This is a genomic window from Burkholderia sp. LK4 (genome assembly GCF_001043615.1).
Classification (GTDB): domain Bacteria; phylum Pseudomonadota; class Gammaproteobacteria; order Burkholderiales; family Burkholderiaceae; genus Burkholderia; species Burkholderia cepacia.
In genome coordinates this window covers 1-18,058 of sequence record NZ_LDUL01000019.1, presented here as the reverse complement: position 1 = coordinate 18,058, position 18,058 = coordinate 1, and the positions used below count along the sequence as shown (strand labels likewise).

Sequence of the window (18,058 nt, the reverse complement as noted above, 5' to 3'; positions counted from 1 at the left end):
CCGCGCGGCCGTGCGGCGTTGCCCGGTGTCGCTCGCGGCGTGCCGCGCGACGGTCATTCGTCCGGGTGGAAGCCGAGATAACGGGCGTGCGGGCCGCCTTCGCCGGCGCGCTGGCTCGCCGCGCCGACCGATGCGAGCGCGTCCACCGTCGTCGCGCGGTTCGAGATCAGCGTCCACGCGACGGTGTCGTCGGCGTCGGCCGGTGCCGACGCGCGCAAATCCGTCAGCGCGGCGAGCAGCGTGGCGGCCGGCGGCGCGTGGATCGCGAACCCTTCGTTGGCCACGGCCGCCGTCTCGATCCCCAGCACCTTGCACAACCGTGCCCGCAGCGGCGTTTCGGCTTCGCTCGCCGCACGCGAGCGCGCGATGTTCTCGCGGGTGGCCGCGTCGACGATCGTGCCGCCGCGGACGAACGGCGCCTGCTGCCACGCGTCGGGCGTGCATTGCTTGCCAGCCGGTACCAGCGGTACGAACGGATTCACTTCGGCCGGGTAGATCCGGCACACGAGCGGGCGCTCGTCGTAGATCGCGCATCGCAGGTCGTCGCGCAGGTTCGGGCACGGCCCCGCATGGGACGCCGTGAGCATCACCGTCACGCGGACGGGCAGCGAGCCGCTGAGCGCGGCGCTCGAGCGTGCGCGTTTGTACGCGGCGAACGCGTTGTCGGGCTCGGGCTCGACGAGCCACGGCATCGCGTCGCACAGCAGCTCCACGTGGCCGCCGCGCTGCAGCCACGCGGTGGCCTCGTCGATCGTCAGCGGAATGCGCAGGTCGCGGCAGCATCCGCCGCAGCCGTTGCAGGCAAAGTCGAGGTCGGTAGGGGTGTCGTTCATGCTTGATTCGATACGGATGACGGGGTGTCGCGAAGCGTCGCGACACGGCGGTGATTTCGTTTACCGGGCGACCAGCGGCGCGATCCGGCGTCGCAGCTCGGGCACGACGTCGGCGTCGAACCACGGATGGTGCTTGAACCACGCCTGGTTGCGCGGCGACGGATGCGGCAGCGGCAGCACGCCGGGGCCGTAGTCGCGCCACGCATGTACGGTGTCCGTCAGCGTGGCCTTGCGCGCGTCGCGCAGGAAGTGCCGCTGCGCATACTGGCCGATCAGCAGCGTGAGCCGGATCGACGGCAACCCGGCGAGCAGCCGGTCTATCCACAGCGGCGCGCATTCGGGGCGCGGCGGGTTGTCGCCGCTCGTGCCGCGGCCCGGGTAGCAGAAGCCCATCGGCACGATCGCGAAGCGGGTTTCGTCGTAGAACGTGCCGGCGTCGACGTCGAGCCAGCCGCGCAGCCGCTTGCCGCTCGCATCGTCCCACGGGATGCCGCTCGCATGGACGCGTGCGCCCGGCGCCTGCCCGACGATCAGGATGCGCGCGTCGCGATGGGCACGCACGACCGGGCGCGGGCCGAGCGGCAGGTCGGCTTCGCAGGCACGGCACGCGCGGATTTCAGTGAGCAGCACGTCGAGCGGCGCGCGCGTGGGTTTCGGCATCGAATCGGATCGGGGACGGAGTGGTCATGCGGCGCCCCGGGAACCGCGCGCCCGGCGCCGACAGGCGGCCCGGGCAGGCGTGGCGCGGGAGCGCGCGCCGCCTGCATCACGCGGCGCGCCTCACGCCCGCGACGGGCCCGGTGCGCCGCTTTCGGCGACGGCAGCATCATACAACGCGGTTTGCGCGATCGCGCGGGCGATCGCCGCGTCGTCGTGCGAACCGTCGAGCATGCCCCAGCGCCGGTATTGGGACAGGAACCACTCGCCTTCGCGCGGATCGGGGCGGTTCACGGCGCCGCCGTCGTGGAAACGGATCGGCAGCGGCGGCACGGCGAACGGCCCCGATCCGTAGTCGCCGAGCAGGCGCGGCGCGATCAGCCGGGCCGGCACGCCGAGCGCGTCGGGCGACGCGAGCCAGCCGGCCGCCTCGCGACGGTGCGCGGCACTGTCGAGCCACGCGCACGCATCGACGAGCGTGCGGATCAGCGCGCGCGCGGTGGCCGGATACAGCGCGACGAAATCGCGCCGGGCCGCGAGCACCTTCTCCGGATGATCGGGCCAGATCTCGCTCGTGACGGCGACGGTCCGCCCCGCGTTGCAGGCCTCGGCCACGGCATGCCACGGTTCGCCAGCGCAGAAGCCGTCGAGTTCGCCGCCCGCGAGCGCGGCCACCATCTCGGGCGGCGGGATCACGACGCTGCGCACGTCGCGCAGCGGATCGACGCCGTGCGACGCGAGCCAGTGGTTCAGCCACATCGCGTGCGTGCCGGTCGGGAACGTCTGCGCGAGGAGCGGCTTGCGGCCGAGCGTCGCGAACGCGTCGCGCACGCTGCCGCTTTCGCGATAGGCGTCGGCGAGGCCGCGCGACAACGAGATCGCCTGGCCGTTGCGGTTCAGCACCATCAGCGCGGCCATGTCGGCCTGCGGGCCGCCGATCCCGAGCTGCAGCCCGCAGACCAGCCCGTACAACGCATGCGCGGCGTCGAGCTCGCCGCTCAGCAGCTTGTCGCGGACGGCGGCCCACGACGGCTGGCGGCTGAGTTCGAGCGTGAGGCCGTGCCGCGCACCGAGATCCAGGCGCTGTGCGACGATCAGCGGGGCCGCGTCGCTCAGCGCGACGAACCCGAGGCGAAGATGCGCGCGTTCCGGCGCGACGGGAGAGGTGGTGTCCATGGCGGTCATGACTGGGGTGACGCGTCGAGCAATTGCCGCGCGACGTCGACGATGCGCAGGCCCTGATCCATCGCGCGCTTGCGCAGCGCCGCATACGCGTCGTGTTCGGACAGCCTGCGCTGGTCCATCAGCATCCGCTTCGCGCGGTCGATCAGCTTGCGTTCGGCGAGTTCGCGCTCGACATCGGCAAGCCGGCGGCGCAGCGCGTCGTCGTGCGAGAAGCGTGCGAGCGCGACTTCGAGAATCGGTGCAAGGCGTTCGGCCGACAGCCCCTCGACGAGATACGCGCTGACGCCCGCGCCGACCGCCGCGCGGATCAGCGACTGGTTGGCGTCGTGGCTGAACATCAGCACGGGGCGCGGCGCGGTCGCATGCATGACCGCGAGTTGCTCGAGCGTGTCGCGCGACGGCGAATCGGTATCGATGATCACGACGTCGGGATGCTGCTCCTCGACGGCGGCCGGCAGGCGCGCGGGCGTCGCGACGTCGTTCAGCATGTCGTAGCCGAGCTGCGCGAGCGCGTCGCCGAGCTCGCCGATCGGTTTGTCGGTATCGGTGACGAGCAGCACGCGCAGGCGGGGGGAGGAAGCGGGCGCACTCATGATGCGAACGGCGGCGGAGAAATCGTGGCGCGATGCGCAGATCGGAGGGGGCCCCGCGCGCACGTCGTGCCGGTGCCGCGCGCGGCGACCCGGCAGCCGGTGCGAACGGCGCCGCTGTTTTCATGACAGGTGGGCGGCGAGTGCCGCGTGGTGTCGCGCATGCTACGCGGCCCGGGAGAAGGCCGTGTCGATCGCGGCCCCCGCTGCGCCCGCGTCCGGCACCTCCCGCACGGCCGTTTCGCCGATCGCGCCGCCGACGAGGATCACGGCCGGACTGCCGAGCCGTGCTGCGTCGATGCCGCGCGCGAGATCGCCGAGCGTGCCGGTCCAGCGGCGTTCGTCGGGCGTGCCGGCCCATTGCACGGCCGCGGCCGGCGTCGATGCCGGCAGCACGGCGAGCAGGCCGGCGGCGATGCTGTCGACGCGGCTCATGCCCATGTAGATCGCGAGCGTGGTGCCGGTCGCGGCGAGACGCGCCCAGTCGGGTTCGCCGTGGTCCTGACGATGGGCGGTGACGAACGTGACGCCGTGGCAATGCGCGCGGTGCGTGAGCGAGATGCCGAGGCTCGCGGCGGCGGCGAACCCCGACGAGATGCCGTTGACGATCTCGACCGGAATCGCGGCGGCGCGCAGCGTCGCGAGTTCTTCGCCGGCGCGCCCGAACAGCAGCGCCTCGCCGCCTTTTACACGCACCACGTGCGCGCCGCGCAGTGCGTAACGGCGCATCAGCTTCTCGATGAATGCCTGCGGCGTGGAGCGGCAACCGCCGCGCTTGCCGACGCGGATGACGCGCGCCTGCGGCGCGAGTTCGACGATGCCGGGCGCGACGAGATCGTCGAGCAGCAGCACGTCGGCAGCGGCCAGCGCTTTCACGGCCTTGAGCGTGAGGAGATCGGGATCGCCGGGGCCGGCGCCCAGCAGGGTGACTTTGCCTGTCGTCATGTCGTGTTCCAGTGCCGCCTGCATGCGGCGGCCGATAGCGCGTTGTTGCGCGGCGGCGGGCGGTCGACGTATCGGTATCCGGCCGTGCCGCGCACGGAAGGACGCCGTTGTCCTGAGCGGCCCGCCTGCACGACGGGCCCGGTTTTGCGGGGACTGCCCACCGGCGCCGTTGCCGGTGTCATGCAGCGGGTTCAGCAATATCCGGGCCAACCGGCATCGCCCGTCGCGCCCGCGCGGCGGGAACGGCGCGCACCGTGCCGCGCGATGGTCATGTGAGGGCGAAATGCGGGCCGAATATGGGCCAATCGCGGGCCAAGTACGACCCCCGTGCCGGCGCGCGGCCGCCGCGCGCCGGCACCCGCAATGCCGCATCGGCGTGCATCGTGCCCCGCCCGTACGCACCGCGATGTCGCACGGCGACAGTGCTGCATCGCACCACATCTGTGCCTCTCTGCATCACCGCGCATCGTGTGCCGACTGTCGCCGCTCGCCGCGCGACGCCGGACGAGCCTTGCGCGGCGGGACTGCGGGCCCGATTGGCGGCGACATGGCACGGCGTTTGCGTGAGCCGGTTCGGGCGAATCAATGGCGATTCGTCCGGCAGTACCGATTACAGACGCGCCCGGCAACGGGCTTCATGGGCAACGGCGTCCTACGCATCGGGTCTCGACGAGACCGGGTGCGCAGGACGCCGTTTTTCGTTTGGCGGATGACATGACCGACAAAGCTACCCGTATCGATCTCTTCAGCCTCCGCACCGCGCCGATGCGCGCGTTCCACCTGACGTGGATGGCGTTTTTCGTGTGCTTCTTCGCATGGTTCGCGTGCGCGCCGCTGATGCCGCTGATTGCACGCGAATTCCACCTGAGCGCGGCGCAGGTTGCCAACATCAACATCGCGGCCGTGGCCGCGACGATTGCCGTGCGGCTGCTGGTCGGCCCGCTGTGCGACCGCTTCGGCCCGCGCCGCGTATACGTCGGCCTGCTGCTGCTCGGCGCGATCCCCGTGTTCGCGGTGTCGTTCACGCACGACTACCTGTCGTTCCTGATCTGCCGGCTCGGCATCGGCGCGATCGGCGCGGGTTTCGTGATCACGCAGTACCACACGTCGGTGATGTTCGCGCCGAACGTGGTCGGCACCGCGAACGCGACGACGGCCGGCTGGGGCAATGCCGGCGCGGGCGCGACGCAGGCGCTGATGCCGCTGCTCGTCGCCGCCGGCCTGATGCTCGGCTTCGGCGAGGATTCGTCGTGGCGTATCGCGCTGGTCGTGCCGGGCGTCGCGATGCTCGCGATGGCCTGGGCGTACTGGCGCTTCACGCAGGATTGCCCGCAAGGCGACTTCGCCGCGCTGCGCAAGGAAGGCGTGACGGTCGACAGCGGCAAGAAGGGCGGCTGGGCGAGCTTCTTCGCGGCCTGCGGCAACTATCGCGTGTGGATGCTGTTCATCACGTACGGCGCGTGCTTCGGCGTCGAGGTGTTCATCCACAACATCGCCGCGCTGTACTACGTCGATCACTTCAGCCTGTCGCTGAAGGACGCCGGTTTCGCGGTCGGCATGTTCGGGCTGCTCGCCCTGTTCGCCCGCGCGCTCGGCGGCTGGCTGTCCGACAAGATCGCCGCGCGCCGCAGCCTCGACGTGCGCGCGATGCTGTTGTGCGCGCTGATCGTCGGCGAAGGGCTCGGGCTGATCTGGTTTTCGCATGCGCAAAGCGTCGGCATCGCACTCGTCGCGATGCTCGCGTTCGGCCTCTTCACGCACATGGCGTGCGGCGCGACCTACGCGCTGGTGCCCTTCATCGACCGCAAGGCACTCGGCGGCGTCGCGGGGATCGTCGGCGCGGGCGGCAACGTCGGCGCGGTCGCCGCGAGCTTCCTGCTCAAAGGCGTCGGCGACGTGCAGCACACGCTCGGCCTGCTCGGCCTTGCCGTCACCGCGACCGCGCTGTGCGCGATGGCCGTGCGCTTCAGCGAGGAACACAAGGCGCGCGAAGCCGAGCTGCGCGACCGCGCGCTGGCTGCCGGCAGCGTCGCGAACTGATCGACCGAGGGAAACGTCATCATGAAACTCATCGTCATCGGCCACGGGATGGTCGGCCACAAGCTGCTCGAATGCGTCGCGGCGCAAGCGAGCGCGGCGGGCGCGCTGCAGGTCACCGTGCTCGGAGAGGAGCCGCGCCCGGCCTACGACCGCGTGCACCTGTCCGAGTTCTTCGCGGGCAAGTCGGCGGACGACCTGTCGCTCGTCGAACCCGGCTTCTTCGAGCGTCATCCGCAGTTCGACCTGCGCCTGAACGCGCGCGTCGCGTCGATCGACCGCGCCGCGCATACGGTCACGCTCGCGTCCGGGGAAACGCTCGCGTACGACAAGCTGGTGCTGGCGACGGGTTCGCGCCCGTTCGTGCCGCCGATGCCGGGGCACGATCGTGAGGGCTGCTTCGTGTACCGGACGATCGAGGATCTCGAGGCGATGCAGGCGTGCGGCACGCGCGCAAAGCGCGGCGTCGTGATCGGCGGCGGGCTGCTGGGCCTCGAATGCGCGAAGGCGCTGCGCGACATGGGGCTCGACACGCACGTCGTCGAATTCGCGCCGCGGCTGATGGCCGTGCAGGTCGACGACGGCGGCGGCCGGATGCTGCGCGCGAAGATCGAGGCGCTCGGCGTGACCGTGCATACGGGCAAGAACACGCTCGAGATCGTCGACGGCGAAGAGGGCACGCACCGGATGGTGTTCGCCGACGGCTCGCATCTCGACGCCGACATGATCGTGTTTTCGGCCGGCATTCGCGCACGCGACGAACTGGCGCGTGCGTGCGGCCTGGAAATCGGCCCGCGCGGCGGCGTCGCGATCGACGACGCGTGCCGCACGAGCGACGCCGACATCTACGCGATCGGCGAATGCGCGGCCTGGAACGGCATGGTGTACGGCCTCGTCGCCCCCGGCTACGACATGGCGCGCGTGGTGGCGAAGCAGCTGGGTGGCGATGCGGACGGCGAGGCCGGGGCCGCGTTCGCGGGCGCCGACATGAGCACGAAGCTGAAGCTGATGGGCGTCGACGTCGCGAGCATCGGCGACGCGCACGGCACGACGGCCGGCAGCCGCACCTACCAGTACGCGGACGAGCGCCGCCAGGTCTACAAGAAGCTCGTCGTGTCCGACTGCGGCAAGTTCCTGCACGGCGCGGTGATGGTCGGCGACGCGGCCGAATACGGCACGCTGCTGCAGATGATGCTGAACCGCATCGAGCTGCCCGAGTCGCCGGAATTCCTGATCCTGCCGTCGTCGGACGGCGCCGCGAAGCCGGCGCTCGGTGTCGACGCGCTGCCTGACGGCGCCCAGATCTGCTCGTGCAACAACGTGTCGAAGTCGCAGATCTGCACGGCGGTCGCCGACGGCGCGACGAGCCTCGGCGCGCTGAAGTCGTGCACGGGCGCCGGCACGTCGTGCGGCGGCTGCGTGCCGCTCGTCACGCAGATCATGAAGGCCGAGATGAAGAAGCAGGGCCTCGCGGTCAACAACCATCTCTGCGAGCACTTCCCGTATTCGCGCCAGGAGCTGTTCCACCTGATCCGCGTCGAGCGCATCACGACCTTCGACGCGCTGCTCGCGAAGCATGGCCATGGCCTCGGCTGCGACGTGTGCAAGCCGGCGGTGGCGGGCATCCTCGCGTCGTGCTTCAACGAGTTCGTGCTGAAGAAGGAACACGCGGGGCTGCAGGATTCGAACGACTACTACCTCGCGAACATCCAGCGCGACGGCACGTATTCGGTCGTGCCGCGCATGCCGGGCGGCGAGGTCACGCCGGAAGGGCTGATCGCGGTCGGTCAGGTCGCGAAGAAGTACGGGCTCTACACGAAGATCACCGGCGGCCAGCGCGTCGACCTGTTCGGTGCGCGCGTCGAGCAGTTGCCGTCGATCTGGGAGGAACTGATCGCGGCCGGTTTCGAATCGGGCCACGCATACGGCAAGGCGCTGCGCACCGTGAAGTCGTGTGTCGGCTCGACGTGGTGCCGTTACGGCGTCGGCGATTCGGTCGGCCTCGCGATCGACCTCGAGAATCGCTACAAGGGGCTGCGCGCGCCGCACAAGATCAAGTTCGGCGTGTCCGGCTGCACGCGCGAGTGTGCGGAAGCGCAGGGCAAGGACGTCGGCGTCATCGCGACCGAGAAGGGCTGGAACCTGTACGTATGCGGCAACGGCGGGATGAAGCCGCGCCACGCGGAACTGCTCGCGTCCGACCTCGACCGCGCGACGCTGGTTCGCTACATCGACCGTTTGCTGATGTTCTACGTACGCACGGCCGACCGGCTGCAGCGCACGAGCGTTTGGCGCGACAACCTCGAAGGCGGCCTCGATTACCTGATCGACGTCGTCGTGCACGACCGGCTCGGGATCGGCGCCGAACTCGAAGCCGACATGCAGCACGTGGTCGACACCTACGAGTGCGAGTGGAAGCGGGCCGTCACCGATCCCGACACGCGCAAGCGCTTCCGTCACTTCGTGAACAGCGATGCGCCGGACACGACCATCGAATTCGTCGAGACGCGTGGTCAGATCCGGCCCGCGATGCCCGGCGAACGGGCAGGCGGCAAGCCCGTGTCGATTCCCGTCGTCGCCGAAAGCGCGGCGCAAGCCGTGACCGAACCCGCAACCGCCTGACCGATACCCGCACCACTTCAAGGAGCCCATCATGAACGATCGTCTTCCGCCGTCCTGGACCCGCGTGTGCGCGCTCGACGATATCGTGCCGAACACCGGCGTGTGTGCACTCGTCAACGGCGAGCAGGTCGCGGTCTTTCACGTCGCGCATGCCGAGGAAGGCGGCGTGTTCGCGATCGACAACGTCGATCCCGTGTCGCGGGCGGCCGTGATGTCGCGCGGGCTGATCGGCAGCCTCGGCGAGCGCGTCGTCGTCGCGTCGCCGCTGTACAAGCAGCATTTCGACCTGCGCACCGGCGAATGCCTGGAGGCACCCGGGCAGTCGGTGAGCACGTATCCGTCGCGGGTCGAGGACGGCTTCGTGTGGATCGCGGCCTGACCGCCCCGGAGCGCGCATGACCGCCACCCCCGTCAAGAGCGTGTGCCCGTACTGCGGCGTCGGCTGCGGGATGGTGCTGCACGTCGAGGAAGGCGAAGTCGTCAAGGTGTCCGGCGACGCCGACCATCCGGCCAACTTCGGGCGGCTGTGCACGAAGGGTTCGTCGGCGCACGTCGCGCTGCGCCGCTCGGGGCGGCTCGACCGCGCGTTCGTGCGCCGCGCGCGCGAGGACGACCTCGTGCCGCTGCCGGCGCGCGAAGCGATCGCCGACACCGCGCGCCGCCTGCGCGCGGTGCTCGATGCGCACGGGCCGGACGCGCTGTCGTTCTACGTGTCGGGGCAGATGTCGATCGAGGCGCAATACCTCGTCAACAAGCTCGCGAAGGGTTTCGTCGGCACCAACAACATCGAGTCGAACTCGCGCCTCTGCATGGCGAGCGCGAGCACCGGCTACAAGCAGTCGCTAGGCGCGGACGGCCCGCCCGGGTCGTACCAGGACTTCGATCGCGCGAACCTGTTCTTCGTGATCGGCGCGAACATGGCCGACTGCCATCCGATCCTGTTCCTGCGGATGATGGACCGCGTGAAGGCCGGCGCGAAGCTGATCGTCGTCGATCCGCGCCGCACCGGCACCGCCGACAAGGCCGACCTGTTCCTGCAGATCCGGCCGGGCACCGATCTCGCGCTGACCAACGGGCTGCTGCACCTGCTGCATGCGAACGGCCGCACCGACGGCGCGTTCATCGACGCGTACACCGAAGGCTGGGACGCGATGCCTGCGTTCCTCGCCGACTACACGCCCGGGCGCGTGGCTGAAATCACGGGGCTCGCGGAAGCCGACCTGCGCACGGCCGCGCAATGGATCGGCGACGCGCAGGAATGGATGAGCTGCTGGACGATGGGGCTCAACCAGAGCACGCACGGCGTGTGGAACACCAACGCGATCTGCAACCTGCATCTCGCGACGGGCAGGATCTGCCGTGCCGGCAGCGGGCCGTTCTCGCTGACCGGCCAGCCGAACGCGATGGGCGGGCGCGAGATGGGCTACATGGGCCCCGGGCTGCCGGGCCAGCGCTCGGTGGCGTCGGACGACGATCGCCGTTTCGTCGAGCACCTGTGGCGCGTGCCGGCCGGCACGCTGCGCAAGGAAACCGGCAACGGCACCGTCGACCTGTTCGAGCGGATGGCGGCCGGCGACATCAAGGCATGCTGGATCATCTGCACGAACCCGGTCGCCACGGTGCCGAACCGGCAGAACGTGATCGCCGGATTGCAGGCCGCGGAACTCGTGATCGCGCAGGACGCGTTCCTCGATACCGAAACCAACCGCTACGCGGACATCCTGCTGCCCGGCGCGCTGTGGGCCGAGGGCGACGGCGTGATGATCAACTCCGAGCGCAACATGACGCTGATGCGAGCGGCGGTCGCGCCGCCGGGCGACGCGCTGCCCGACTGGCGCATCGTCGCGGAAGTCGCGCGCGCGATGGGGTTCGGCGATGCGTTCGACTATGCGTCGGCGGCCGATGTGTTCGACGAGATCGTCCGTTTCTCGAATCCGGCGACGGGCTACGACCTGCGCGGCGCAAGCCATGCGGCGCTGCGCGACGGGCCCGTGCAGTGGCCGGTCGCGCCGGGCACCGCGCGCGAGCGGCACCCGATCCGCTACCTGAACGACGGCGTGAGCCAGCCGCTGCGCCCGGCCGCCGACGGCGACGACGCGCCGCGCATCGCGTTCCCGACGCCGTCGGGCAAGGCGCGCTTCTTCGCCCGGCCGCACGTCGATCCGGCCGAATTGCCCGACGACACGTTCCCGATCGTGCTGAACACGGGGCGGCTGCAGCATCAGTGGCACACGATGACGAAGACGGGCAAGGTCGCGATGCTGAACAAGCTGAACCCGCGCCCGTTCGTCGAGCTGCATCCGGACGACGCGAGCGCGCTCGGCATTGCCGCGAAGGACAGCGTCGAGATCCGCTCGGCGCGCGGCCGCGCGGTGCTGCCGGCCGTCGTGACCGAGCGCGTGCGGCGCGGCGACTGCTTCGCGCCGATGCACTGGAACGACGTGTACGGCGACGACCTGTGCATCAACGCGGTGACGAACGACGCGATCGATCCCGAATCGCAGCAGCCCGAACTGAAATACTGCGCGGTCGCACTGCGGCGCGTCGAGACCGATGCGTTCGCGTCCGCCGACGACGAGACGGCGCAACCCGATGCCCGCGCCGACGACGCACGGCCCGCGCCGGCGACGGTGCAGGCGACTGCTTCACAGGAATCCGATATGGCAGACATCGACACTTTCGCGGCCGCGCTCGGCGTCGCCGACTTCGCGCCGCCGCCGTTGACGGACACCGAACGGCTGTATGTAGCCGGGTTCGTCAGCGGGCTGAAGGCAAGCGCCGGCCGGCGCGAGGGCGGCGTGCCGGTGCTGCCGGCCGGCGCGCCGCTCACGCCGCCGGTGCGGTTCTGGCTCGACGGGATGCTCGCGGGGTTGTTCAGCCGCTCGCTGCCGGCGAGCTTGCCGGGCGCCGCGGCCCCCGTGCTGCCGGCCGATGCCGCCGCGTCCGGCGGCGTGCGGATCGTGCGCACGCGGCCGAAGGTCGTGCTGCTGTGGGCGTCGCAGACCGGCAACATCGAATCGTTGACCGAGGATTACGCGACGCAGCTGATGAACGCGGGCTTCGAGATCCGCACCGCGTGCATGTCCGACTATCCGGTGGCGTCGCTCGCCGGCGCGCAATACGTGTTGCTGATGACGAGCACGTTCGGCGACGGCGATGCCCCCGACAACGGCAGCGAATTCTGGGAAGCGCTGCAGGCCGGCGGCGCCGCGCGCCTCGACGGCGTGCACTTCGCGGTGCTCGCGTTCGGCGACCGCAACTACGACCAGTTCTGCGGCCATGGCCGCCGGCTCGACGCGCGGCTTGCGGAACTCGGCGCGGCGCGCCTGTGCGCGCGCGTCGATTGCGACGTCGAGTTCCAGCGCGATGCCGACCAGTGGCTCGAACGCGTCGTCGCGCGGATCAAGGAGGCCGATGCCGCGCTGCACGCGGTGCCGACCGGCGGCCTGGGCCCGTCCGGGCTGCTGCCGACGAAGGCGCATCCGGCGCCGTCGAAGCTCGTCGCGAACCTGCGGCTCAACCGTCCGGGCGCGGCGAAGGACACACGCTACGTGTCGTTGTCGACCGAAGGCGCGAACCTCGAATACGAAACCGGCGACGCGCTCGGCGTATGGCCGACCAACTGCCCGGAACTGGTCGACGAACTGCTGTCCGTCACCGCGCTGAAGGCCGATGCACCCGTGTCGGTGGCGGGTGTCGGCGACGTGCGCCTCGGCGACGCACTCGCGCGTCACTTCGACATCACGCGCCCGCATCCGGACACGCTCGCGTTCATCGCGTCGCGCAGCGCGAACGGCGCGCTGAAGGCGCTGCTCGGCGACGACCGCAAGGGCGACCTGAAGCAATGGTTGTGGGGGCAACAACTCGCGGACGTGCTGCACGAGTTTCCGGTCGAGCTGTCGGGCAACGAACTCGTCGGGATGCTCAAGCGCATGCAGCCGCGTCTTTATTCGATCGCGTCGAGCCCGAGCGCGCACCACGGCGAGATCCACCTGACCGTGTCGGCCGTGCGCTATCACAACGGCCGGCGCGCGCGCAAAGGCGTCGCATCGACGTTCCTCGCCGATCGCGCGGACGACGGCCGCGTGCCCGTGTTCGTGCAGAAATCCGCGCATTTCCGGCCGCCGGTGAACGGCGACGTGCCGATCGTGATGGTCGGCCCCGGCACCGGCGTCGCGCCGTTCCGCGGCTTCCTGCACGAACGGCAGGCGCGCGGCGCGCGCGGGCGCAACTGGCTGTTCTTCGGCGAACAGCATGCGCAGACGGACTTCTACTACGGCGACGAGCTGGGCGCGATGCGCGACAGCGGTTTCCTGACGCGGCTCGATCTCGCGTTCTCGCGCGACCAGGCCGACAAGATCTACGTGCAGGACCGGATGCGCGAGCAGGGCGCCGAGCTGTTCGCGTGGCTGGAGGAAGGTGCTCACTTCTACGTGTGCGGCGACGCCGCGCGGATGGCGAAGGACGTCGATGCCGCGCTGAAGGCCGTCGTCGCCGAGCACGGCGGCATGTCGGACGAAGCCGCGAACGACTATGTCGCGCGGCTCGCGAAGGCGCGCCGCTACATGCGGGACGTGTACTGACCGCGAGCGGTGCGGCGTGACGCGGCGCGGCCCGCCGGTTTGCGGGCCCGGCTTCGGGCGACGCGTTGGCCTGCGACGAGCCGCGCCGGGCCGTCGGGAAGGCCGTCGACGGCGAACGTCGCACGCGACAGGCCGGGCAGCGGGCACGGCGTTCCTGCATGACATGAACCGCCGGGCGCCGCCGGTTTGCGTTACTGCTGACGCTCCCACGCGCGCGCCTGTTCGGCACGGACGAACGTTTCCGACGACCGCGGCAGCAGGGTGCGGAACGCGCCGCCGTCGCTGTCGATCACGTCGACCATCTTCGCGATCATTTCTTCCGGATCGTGCTGTTCGAGCGGGAACGTCAGCCGCTCGGGCGTCACCGTGTGAACGGCCGGATCGTGCCAGCGCCGCGTCGTTTCCATCATCCGGTCGTTGAAACCCGTGCTGTACGGGCCCGGGTTCACGACCGCGACGCGGATTCCGTGCGGCGCCAGCTCCGCGTGCATTGCCTCGGCGATCGATTCGACCGCGTGCTTCGACGCGCAATAGGCGCCCGTGAACGGCCCGGTGATCAGGCCCGCGATCGACGACACGAATACGATCTTGCCGTGCCGGCGCGCGAGCATCCCGCGCGCGATGTGCTGCGTGAGTTCGAGCGGTCCGAACACGTTGACGTCGAACAGGTCGCGGACGATCCCGACCGGCAGGTCGACGAGCGCGCCGGCTTCGCCGACGCCCGCGTTGTTCACGAGCACGTCGACGTCCAGCTCGGCCGCGCGGGCGCGATCGTCGGCCGACGTGACATCGAGCTTGATGGCGCGCAGCGTGGTGCCGCGTTGCGCGGCAGCGGCCGTCAGTGCGTCGATCTCGGCCGTGACGCGCACGCCGGCCGTCACGTCGTGGCCGCGTTCGGCGAGCCGCAGCGCCACTTCGCGGCCGAAGCCGGTGCCTGCGCCGGTAATGAGGATGCGTTTCCGTGCCATGTGCTTACCTTGTGGTGGGAAGGGTTGCCTGAAAGCGGTCGCGGCCGTGCCGGGCGATCGCGGTGTCTTCGTCGACGCTGCCGCCCGAAACGCCGATGGCGCCGACGCAGCGTCCGCTGTCGTCGACGAGCGGTTCGCCGCCGCCGAACGTGACGAGCCCGCCGTGGCTGTGCTCGATCCCGCGCAGCGGCCCGTCGCCCGACATCGCACCGAGCGCGCCGGTCGATATGCGGAAGCGGACCGCCGTCAGCGCCTTGCGCTGCGCGAGATCGATCGCGCCGAGGAAACAGTCGTCGGTGCGCGCGAACGCGAGCAGGTTCGCGCCGGCATCGACGATTGCGATGGCGACGCCGGCGACCTGCAGCGACGCCGCATGCGCGAGTGCTGCGTCGATCGTACGGCGGGCGGCTGCGAGCGGCAGCGCGGCGGTGAGCGGGTCCATGCGAGGCTCCGGAGGGACGACAGGCCCCAGTGTAGGCAGTTGCGGTATATGGGAGAATCCGCATTCCGCTCGAAAGAGTTTCAAGTTTTTCTAATGATGAGCCGACGCGATCCGATGGCCGGGCTGCACGTGTTCATGACGGTCGCGACGGCCGGCAACTTCACGCGGGCGGCCGCCGCGCTCGGCCTGACGCCGGCCGCCGTCAGCCTCGCGATCGGGCAGCTCGAGGGCGAACTGAACGTGAAGCTGTTCAATCGCAGCACGCGCGGCGTGAGCCTGACGGAAGCCGGGCAGCACTACTGGCGGCAGACGGAGCCCGCGTACCGGCAGGTCGTGCACGCGCGCGACGCGCTGAAGGATGCGCGCAGCGAGCCGAGCGGCGTGTTGCGCGTCACCGCGCTGCCGCTGGCGCGCACGCTCGTGATCGCGCCGGTGCTGGCCGTATTCCGCGAGCGTTATCCGAAAGTGCGGCTCGAGATCCGCTACGAGAACGAACTCGTCGACATCGCGAAGGACGGGTTCGATGCGGGGATTCGCCTCGCCGACCGGCTGCAGCCGGGGACGATCGGCGTGCGGATCGCGCCGGCGCTCTCGTGCGCGCTGGTCGCGTCGCCCGGTTATCTGGCGCGGTACGGCACGCCGGCATCGATCGCAGCGCTCGAAACTCATGCCTGTATTCGCTTCCGGTTTTCGGAGAGCGGGCGGCTGCACAAATGGCTGCTGCACGACGGGCGCCGCGATGTCGATCTCGATCCGGAAGGCGTATTCGTGACGAACGATGCGGATGCGGTGATCGACGCGGCGCGTGCCGGTGTCGGGATCGCGTTTGCGTTCATGCGCGAGCGCATCGAGCAGGACTTGCGCGACGGCACGCTCGTCGAGGTGTTGCCGGGCGCGTGCCGGACGCTGCCGCCGATGTGGCTGTATTACGTGAATCGCAAGCACGTGCCGGCGAAGCTGCGCGCGTTCATCGACGTGCTGCGGGAGCGCGACGGCTCGGGCGCGGCGTAAGCGTTGCATCGGCCGGTTGACTGCAGCGCTGGCCGAGGCGGCGCATGATGGCGGCTCCAGCCACGAAACGAAGGAGTCGCGTCATGACGGTATCTCTTCATTTTCCGGTTCGTACTTTGGCCATTGCCGCGGCGCTGGTGGCGGCCGTGACCTGCAGCGCGCCGGCCATCGGCCAGACATCGACCGTACCCGCCGGTTCGGCTGCGGCAACGCCCGACAATGCGGTGCTGCTCACCGTCTTCCTGAAACACGACCAGTCGCGCCCGCTCGCCGAGCTGAACGCGCAACTGGCGAAGCAGGGGTTCTACAAGGCGTTCCCGCCGCCGGGCGTCGAAGTGGTGAGCTGGACCGTGACGATGGGGATCGGGCAGATCGTCGTGTTGCGGTTGCCGGCATCGCGGGTGCGCGAAGTCAATCGGGTGCTCGAAGATACGGCGTGGGGTGCGTATCGGACGGAGTTCTATCCGACTTACGACTACAAGGCGATCGGGTTGGGGGAGCATGAGCGGGCGAAGTGAGGTTGCGCGTGCGTGCTGCATGGTCCCGTATGAATGCAAGCAGAGGCCGAATATCCCGATGCGGCGATTTGCGGGTCAACATATTTTGACTGACTCTCGATTATCGATACGCAGTGCGATATCGGCAGGATTTTTATCTGTGGAGAGGTGGATTGCGAACCAATGCTGGAGAAGTTGGGTTGGTCGCAATCAAAATGGGGTGACTTATATGTGATGGCAAGAGGATGAGAAATATCCTAAAAATGCATTGCTCCACATCGTTGAAATTCTTTGGCAATTTTTGACATTCGCCCTATGGATTGCTGACGATTGCTTTGCTACTGTTCGTCGGTCTGAAAGAAATCAAATAAAGAACGATGAATCAGAGAGCCTACCGTCTGGCGTATTCCAGACTCCGGGGAATGGCGGTGGCCGTCGACGGGACGGCTACTGCTTCGGCGAAAACAGCTTCCGGTGAGCGCCGCGCCGGCCGGCATCCGCTCGACGGTTCGGGCCGGCTGATCGCGGCTGCATCGCTGGCCGGTGCGCTTTCGCATGCACAGCGCAGATCGTGACGAAGCGGACGCGCCCACCGACGTGATCCAGACACGGAACGGCTTATCGCCGGTGAATATCGCCAGGCTGATTTAGGGACAACTTGAGCGGAGCTATCTCACGGTGTCGTCGAACTCCGCTTGGGAACTGAAGAGATTGATTGTTGCTGGAGGGGTAACTTCTGATGTTGCAACCAATGACGTGTGGATTTCTTTGAATACTATATTTCAGAGTGTTAGAGAGATGTTGGTGATGGGTTGCGATCTTTTGCGAAGCGCGTCATGCTGGAATTGGTCGGGAATGAATGTTGGATGCGATTTTTTGGATTTTTTGACTGATTTTTGTTTTTGATATGTCTGGGTCTGGCGATGGTCTGAGTAAATGCTGAAAGGAAGGTCAGGAATTGTCGTGAGCGAATTGTCGGAAATTGATTGCCAGAAGCAACTTATCGTATCTGGAATTGATGACTTTTCTCCGAACGCGGCGCTTCCCCATGTGTTTGGTGGTCAGTTCGGATCGAGTCCTGAGAAATGGAGGGCGGCTGTTGTTGAATTCCTGTGTATTAACGTTCGGGTGGGTTTGCTGCGGTGTGTGAATCGAAAGGAGATATCGGGTGAAGATAGTGAGGTTTTATTACGAGGGTTGCTGAATTTCGGTGATAAAGAAAAGCGCGTGGATGCTGAAATGGTATGGAGTATTTTATATTTCAGTTCGACGCCAAAGATGGATGGAATATTGCAATCGTTGGGTTTGAATTCTTGGGATGCACTCAATCAAGGCGTGAGTCAGCAGTTTGTTGAAATTTTGAGGGGGGTGTATTCGAGGGTTTGAGTGGTGATGTGTAGTGTCTATTGTGACGTCCGGCTTCCAGCTGACGACGCAGTTTTGACGGCGACGGCTATGCGATGAAAAGCTGGCTTAGCTCCGCCAAGAGGGTAATGGCCTGCATAGATCAAGTAGGTCATCTGGCATAAGTAATTAGAGATATTTAACAAATAAGAGAGAAGAAAATGAAAATAAATCGACTGTGTCTCGCTACCGCGATCGGAGCGGCGGTACTGCTGGCGGGATGTGGCGGTGGCGATGGTGACGGTAGCGGCCCCACCACAAGGGGGTGTCAGGATTTCCGTGTT

At 68.3% G+C, this 18,058-nt stretch carries 16 protein-coding genes; 8 read left to right on the top strand and 8 right to left on the bottom strand.

What is annotated here, in order from left to right; all coding sequences use genetic code 11:
- Positions 1 to 53: 53 nt before the first annotated feature.
- The 5 genes from VK92_RS10895 to cobA form a co-directional block, all read right to left on the bottom strand.
- Positions 54 to 833, bottom strand: coding sequence for a YkgJ family cysteine cluster protein (locus tag VK92_RS10895; RefSeq protein ID WP_048025512.1), 780 nt, complete (start codon positions 831 to 833; stop codon positions 54 to 56).
- A gap of 60 nt (positions 834 to 893) precedes the next feature.
- Positions 894 to 1,493: a uracil-DNA glycosylase family protein gene (locus VK92_RS10890; RefSeq protein WP_048025511.1), complete on the bottom strand. Its 600-nt coding sequence runs from the start codon at positions 1,491 to 1,493 to the stop codon at positions 894 to 896.
- A gap of 120 nt (positions 1,494 to 1,613) precedes the next feature.
- Complete coding sequence (locus VK92_RS10885) at positions 1,614 to 2,666, bottom strand: CmpA/NrtA family ABC transporter substrate-binding protein (RefSeq protein WP_048025510.1); 1,053 nt, start codon at positions 2,664 to 2,666, stop codon at positions 1,614 to 1,616.
- Between the two features lie 5 nt (positions 2,667 to 2,671).
- Positions 2,672 to 3,268, bottom strand: a complete 597-nt coding sequence (locus VK92_RS10880) for an ANTAR domain-containing response regulator (protein ID WP_042977474.1) — start codon at positions 3,266 to 3,268, stop codon at positions 2,672 to 2,674.
- A gap of 162 nt (positions 3,269 to 3,430) precedes the next feature.
- Complete coding sequence (gene cobA, locus VK92_RS10875) at positions 3,431 to 4,210, bottom strand: uroporphyrinogen-III C-methyltransferase (protein ID WP_048025548.1); 780 nt, start codon at positions 4,208 to 4,210, stop codon at positions 3,431 to 3,433.
- Between the two features lie 714 nt (positions 4,211 to 4,924).
- Here cobA and VK92_RS10870 point away from each other — a divergent pair.
- The 4 genes from VK92_RS10870 to VK92_RS10855 are packed head-to-tail and all read left to right on the top strand — an operon-like array spanning position 4,925 to position 13,452.
- Positions 4,925 to 6,250, top strand: a complete 1,326-nt coding sequence (locus VK92_RS10870; RefSeq protein ID WP_048025509.1) for an MFS transporter — start codon at positions 4,925 to 4,927, stop codon at positions 6,248 to 6,250.
- Positions 6,251 to 6,271: 21 nt separating this feature from the next.
- Entirely contained in the window at positions 6,272 to 8,869 is a 2,598-nt protein-coding gene (nirB, locus tag VK92_RS10865; protein ID WP_048025508.1) for a nitrite reductase large subunit NirB, read from the top strand.
- 31 nt (positions 8,870 to 8,900) lie between these two features.
- Positions 8,901 to 9,248, top strand: a complete 348-nt coding sequence (gene nirD, locus VK92_RS10860; RefSeq protein WP_021162917.1) for a nitrite reductase small subunit NirD — start codon at positions 8,901 to 8,903, stop codon at positions 9,246 to 9,248.
- Between the two features lie 16 nt (positions 9,249 to 9,264).
- A complete protein-coding gene (locus VK92_RS10855; RefSeq protein ID WP_048025507.1) occupies positions 9,265 to 13,452 on the top strand; it encodes a bifunctional nitrate reductase/sulfite reductase flavoprotein subunit alpha in 4,188 nt (1,395 codons plus the stop codon).
- A 191-nt stretch (positions 13,453 to 13,643) separates the two neighbouring features.
- Here the strand turns inward: VK92_RS10855 and VK92_RS10850 are convergent, their stop codons facing one another.
- Positions 13,644 to 14,420, bottom strand: coding sequence for an SDR family oxidoreductase (locus tag VK92_RS10850; RefSeq protein ID WP_048025506.1), 777 nt, complete (start codon positions 14,418 to 14,420; stop codon positions 13,644 to 13,646).
- Between the two features lie 4 nt (positions 14,421 to 14,424).
- Entirely contained in the window at positions 14,425 to 14,862 is a 438-nt protein-coding gene (locus VK92_RS10845) for a GlcG/HbpS family heme-binding protein (protein ID WP_048025505.1), read from the bottom strand.
- A gap of 96 nt (positions 14,863 to 14,958) precedes the next feature.
- On the opposite strand from VK92_RS10845, the gene VK92_RS10840 reads away from it, so the two are divergent.
- From VK92_RS10840 to VK92_RS41670, 4 genes are all read left to right on the top strand, one after another.
- Positions 14,959 to 15,873, top strand: a complete 915-nt coding sequence (locus VK92_RS10840; protein WP_081080111.1) for a LysR family transcriptional regulator — start codon at positions 14,959 to 14,961, stop codon at positions 15,871 to 15,873.
- Positions 15,874 to 15,956: 83 nt separating this feature from the next.
- Positions 15,957 to 16,391, top strand: a complete 435-nt coding sequence (locus VK92_RS10835) for a hypothetical protein (protein WP_021162920.1) — start codon at positions 15,957 to 15,959, stop codon at positions 16,389 to 16,391.
- A 356-nt stretch (positions 16,392 to 16,747) separates the two neighbouring features.
- Entirely contained in the window at positions 16,748 to 16,945 is a 198-nt protein-coding gene (locus VK92_RS43475; protein WP_419761817.1) for an ESPR-type extended signal peptide-containing protein, read from the top strand.
- Between the two features lie 388 nt (positions 16,946 to 17,333).
- Positions 17,334 to 17,756, top strand: a complete 423-nt coding sequence (locus tag VK92_RS41670) for a hypothetical protein (protein ID WP_131723363.1) — start codon at positions 17,334 to 17,336, stop codon at positions 17,754 to 17,756.
- Positions 17,757 to 17,773: 17 nt separating this feature from the next.
- Here the strand turns inward: VK92_RS41670 and VK92_RS42875 are convergent.
- Positions 17,774 to 18,058, bottom strand: a 285-nt coding sequence (locus tag VK92_RS42875) for a hypothetical protein (RefSeq protein ID WP_205630789.1), incomplete at its 5' end; no start/stop codon positions are given.

Excerpts from the sequence above, each read along its gene's own strand:
- VK92_RS10895 (WP_048025512.1), bottom strand. The coding sequence starts at position 833 with ATGAACGACACCCCTACCGACCTCGACTTTGCCTGCAACGGCTGCGGC.
- VK92_RS10890 (WP_048025511.1), bottom strand. The coding sequence starts at position 1,493 with ATGCCGAAACCCACGCGCGCGCCGCTCGACGTGCTGCTCACTGAAATC.
- VK92_RS10885 (WP_048025510.1), bottom strand. The coding sequence starts at position 2,666 with ATGGACACCACCTCTCCCGTCGCGCCGGAACGCGCGCATCTTCGCCTC.
- VK92_RS10880 (WP_042977474.1), bottom strand. The coding sequence starts at position 3,268 with ATGAGTGCGCCCGCTTCCTCCCCCCGCCTGCGCGTGCTGCTCGTCACC.
- cobA (WP_048025548.1), bottom strand. The coding sequence starts at position 4,210 with ATGACGACAGGCAAAGTCACCCTGCTGGGCGCCGGCCCCGGCGATCCC.
- VK92_RS10870 (WP_048025509.1), top strand. The coding sequence starts at position 4,925 with ATGACCGACAAAGCTACCCGTATCGATCTCTTCAGCCTCCGCACCGCG.
- nirB (WP_048025508.1), top strand. The coding sequence starts at position 6,272 with ATGAAACTCATCGTCATCGGCCACGGGATGGTCGGCCACAAGCTGCTC.
- nirD (WP_021162917.1), top strand. The coding sequence starts at position 8,901 with ATGAACGATCGTCTTCCGCCGTCCTGGACCCGCGTGTGCGCGCTCGAC.
- VK92_RS10855 (WP_048025507.1), top strand. The coding sequence starts at position 9,265 with ATGACCGCCACCCCCGTCAAGAGCGTGTGCCCGTACTGCGGCGTCGGC.
- VK92_RS10850 (WP_048025506.1), bottom strand. The coding sequence starts at position 14,420 with ATGGCACGGAAACGCATCCTCATTACCGGCGCAGGCACCGGCTTCGGC.
- VK92_RS10845 (WP_048025505.1), bottom strand. The coding sequence starts at position 14,862 with ATGGACCCGCTCACCGCCGCGCTGCCGCTCGCAGCCGCCCGCCGTACG.
- VK92_RS10840 (WP_081080111.1), top strand. The coding sequence starts at position 14,959 with ATGAGCCGACGCGATCCGATGGCCGGGCTGCACGTGTTCATGACGGTC.
- VK92_RS10835 (WP_021162920.1), top strand. The coding sequence starts at position 15,957 with ATGACGGTATCTCTTCATTTTCCGGTTCGTACTTTGGCCATTGCCGCG.
- VK92_RS43475 (WP_419761817.1), top strand. The coding sequence starts at position 16,748 with ATGAATCAGAGAGCCTACCGTCTGGCGTATTCCAGACTCCGGGGAATG.